Consider the following 3601-nt stretch of genomic DNA (forward strand, 5'->3'; position numbering starts at 1 on the left):
TTCGTCCGGGCGGTGGTCGACCACGAGACCGGCTCCCCGGACGCCCCAGGGGACCTCGTGCTCGTGGGCAACTCGCTCGGCGGCACGCTGAGCCTGCGGGCCGCGCAGGACCCCGGGCTGGGGGTCACCGGGGTCGTCTCGATCGCCGCCCCGGGGTTCGCCGACTCCTGGCTGACCCGCGCGGTGGCGGGCAGCACGCTCCCGCTGCGCCTGTGGTCGGCCCTGCCGATCGGAGTTCCCGGGCCGCTGGTCCGCGCCGTCGCGGCCTACCTGGTGCCGCGACTGCTCTACGCCGACGCGGGCTCCGCCGAGGCACGCCACGTCGCGCGGTTCACCGAGCTGTTCCACGACCACCGCTCCACCACCGACGCCTGGAAGGAGGCCTGCGCGCTGCTCACCGAGCTGACCGAAGCCGCCGAGCTCGACCGGCTGAGCGCCCCGCTGCTCGTCGTCGCCTGTGGCAAGGACCGGTTGGTCAGCGCCGCGTCGGCGGAACGGGTCCGCGCGCGGGTGCCGCACAGCCGCCTGCTGTTCCGGCCCGACTGGGGGCACTGCCCGCAGTTGGACGACCCGGTCGCCGTCGCCGACGTGCTGGCCTCCTTCACCACCCACGCCCACCGCGGCCTGCCGCACACCGCGTAGCACCCGCAGCGGCGCCACCGGAGTCAGGTGAGGCGGTCCGCCGCCCGGGTGACGGCCTCGTGGGCCTCCCGCCGGAGGCGTTCCACGATGGCGCCCGCCGGCCCTTCCGGGGCCTGCGCGTAGGTCTGGCCCGCCCACAGCGACATGGCCTCGGCGTCGTCCGCCCGGCCCGCGGCCGCTCGAATCGGCTTACTGAGCCGGTGCAACTGCGGGTAGGCGGCGGGCGCGTGCGGCGTGTGCTCGCGCAGGAACCGGTTGACCAGACCTCGCGCGGGCCGCCCGCTGAACGCCCGCGTCACGGCCGTGGAGCGTGTCCCCTCCGCGAGCGCGCGCCGCTGGGTGGTGTGTGCCCGCCTCGTCGGCGCGCAGGAACGCCGTGCCGAGCTGGGCGGCCACCGCGCCCGCGCTGAGCACGGCGGCGACGTCGGCCCCGTGCACGATCCCTCCCGAGGCGATCACGGGCAGGTCGGTCACGCCCGCCACCAGCCGCAGCGCGGCGAGCACGCCGTGGACCTCACCCCCGAACGGGTCGCGGGGGTCGTCGGTGAAAATCCCGCGGTGTCCACCGGCCTCGAAGCCCTGGACGCACAGCGCGTCCGCACCGACCGCGACGGCCTCGCGCGCCTCATCGGGCGAGGTGACGGTCACCACGATCGTGCTGCCCGCCTCGTGCAGCCGCTCGACGTCGGACTCGAGCGGCACGCCGAAGGTGAACGACACCACGGGCACACGGGCCTCGACCAGCAGGTCGAGCTTGGCGGAGTAGCCGTCGTCGTCCCACCGCGGATCGCCGGGCTCCACACCGTAGCGCCCGCCCTCGGCGCGCAGCCGCGCCGTGTACGGCGAGAGGTCCACAGTAGACCGGATGCCGGGGACGAACAGGTTCACACCGAACTTCTCGTCCGACAGTCGCCGGGTGTGGGCGATCTGGTCGGCCAAAGCCGCGGCGTTGAGATACCCACCGGCCAGGAAACCGAACGCCCCCACCCGCGCCGTGGCGGCGACCAGCTCCGGCGTGGAGGGTCCTCCTGCCATCGGCGCGGCGATCACGGGCACGCGCAAGCTGTCGAACATGGGCACAGCGTACGAAGCCGCTCCACCACCGCGTGACGCGGCCACGGGTTCCCGCGTCATTCCCGGGTGCGGCCCCGGACCTCGGCGGCGCGGCACCTCACTTCTTGCCCTTGCCGCCCTTGCCCTTGTCGGACTTCTCGGCGTCGCCACCGCCGGTGGACAGCGCGGCGACGAACGCCTCCTGGGGCACCTCGACGCGGCCGACCGTCTTCATCCGCTTCTTGCCCTCCTTCTGCTTCTCCAGCAGCTTGCGCTTACGGGAGATGTCGCCGCCGTAGCACTTCGCCAGCACGTCCTTGCGGATGGCCCGCACGGTCTCGCGGGCGATGATGCGGGACCCGACGGCGGCCTGGATCGGCACCTCGAACTGCTGACGCGGGATCAGCTCCCGCAGCCGGGTGGCCATCTTGTTGCCGTAGGAGTACGCGAAGTCCTTGTGCACGATCGCCGAGAAGGCGTCCACCGGCTCGCCCTGGAGCAGGATGTCCACCTTGACCAGGTCGGAGACCTGCTGGCCCGCCTCCTCGTAGTCCAGCGAGGCGTACCCGCGCGTGCGGGACTTCAGCGAGTCGAAGAAGTCGAAGATGATCTCCGCGAGCGGTAGCTGGTACCGCAGTTCCACCCGGTCCTCGGACAGGTAGTCCATGCCCAGCAACGTGCCCCGCTTGCCCTGGCACAGCTCCATGATGGCGCCGATGAACTCCGAGGGAGCGATCACCGTGACCTTGCTGATCGGTTCGTGCACCTCGGCGATCTTGCCGCCCGTGGGCCAGTCCGACGGGTTGGTCACCGTGTGCTCGGCGCCGTCCTCGAGGTAGACGTCGTAGACCACGTTCGGTGCGGTGGCGATCAGGTCCAGTCCGAACTCCCGCTCCAGCCGCGCCCGGGTGATCTCCAGGTGCAGCAGGCCGAGGAAGCCGCACCGGAACCCGAACCCGAGCGCCACCGACGTCTCCGGCTCGTAGGTCAACGCGGCGTCGTTGAGGCGCAGCTTGTCGAGCGCGTCGCGCAGGTCGGGATAGTCGGAGCCGTCCAGCGGGTAGAGCCCCGAGAAGACCATCGGCACGGGTTCGCGGTATCCGGCGAGGGGTTCCCGGGCGCCGCGCTTGTCGGTGGTGACCGTGTCGCCGACCTTGGACTGACGGACGTCCTTGACCCCCGTGATGAGGTAGCCGACCTCGCCGACCCCGAGCCCCGCGCACGGCTTGGGCTCGGGCGAGATGATGCCGACCTCCAGCAGCTCGTGGGTGGCCCCGGTGGACATCATTGTGATCCGCTCGCGCGGGGTGATGCGGCCGTCGACGACCCGGATGTAGGTGACCACGCCCCGGTAGGTGTCGTAGACCGAGTCGAAGATCAGCGCGCGGGGCGGGTCGTCCGCCGCGCCCTCGGGCGGCGGGACCTGGCTGACCACCTGGTCGAGCAGCTCGCGCACGCCCTCGCCCGTCTTGGCCGAGACCCGCAGCACGTCGTCGGCCTCGCACCCGATGATGTGCGCCAGCTCGGCGGCGTACTTGTCCGGCTCGGCCGCGGGCAGATCGATCTTGTTCAGGACCGGGATGATGTGCAGATCCTTGTCCAGGGCGAGGTAGAGATTGGCCAGCGTCTGCGCCTCGATGCCCTGGGCCGCGTCCACGAGCAGGATGGCGCCCTCACACGCCTCCAGCGCGCGGGAGACCTCGTAGGTGAAGTCGACGTGCCCGGGCGTGTCGATCAGGTGCAGCACGTGCTCGCGGCCCTCGAGCGTCCACGGCAGGCGCACGTTCTGCGAGCACCGCGACGACGACGAACGCGCTGAACGGGGTGAAGGCGACCGTGGTCTCTCCGATCCGGAACCCGCGCAGGTCGAACGGCGCGGGGAAGGACTCGTAGGACGAGCCGAACA

At 71.8% G+C, this 3601-nt stretch carries 1 protein-coding gene and 2 pseudogenes; 1 reads left to right on the forward strand and 2 read right to left on the reverse strand.

Annotation, left to right across the window (positions count from 1 at the left end; genetic code table 11):
- On the forward strand, positions 1-642 hold a 642-nt coding region (locus SACSA_RS22835; RefSeq protein ID WP_019816421.1), incomplete at its 5' end, for an alpha/beta fold hydrolase.
- Between the two features lie 23 nt (positions 643-665).
- Here SACSA_RS22835 and SACSA_RS0113335 read toward each other — a convergent pair.
- Together SACSA_RS0113335 and lepA are read right to left on the reverse strand one after the other, a co-directional pair.
- Positions 666-1716 (reverse strand): annotated as a pseudogene (locus SACSA_RS0113335) (NAD(P)H-dependent flavin oxidoreductase).
- A gap of 97 nt (positions 1717-1813) precedes the next feature.
- Positions 1814-3487, reverse strand: a pseudogene (lepA, locus tag SACSA_RS22840) (translation elongation factor 4); the annotation flags it as partial.
- Positions 3488-3601 lie beyond the last annotated feature (114 nt).

Source organism: Saccharomonospora saliphila YIM 90502 (genome assembly GCF_000383795.1).
GTDB classification, from domain to species: domain Bacteria; phylum Actinomycetota; class Actinomycetes; order Mycobacteriales; family Pseudonocardiaceae; genus Saccharomonospora; species Saccharomonospora saliphila.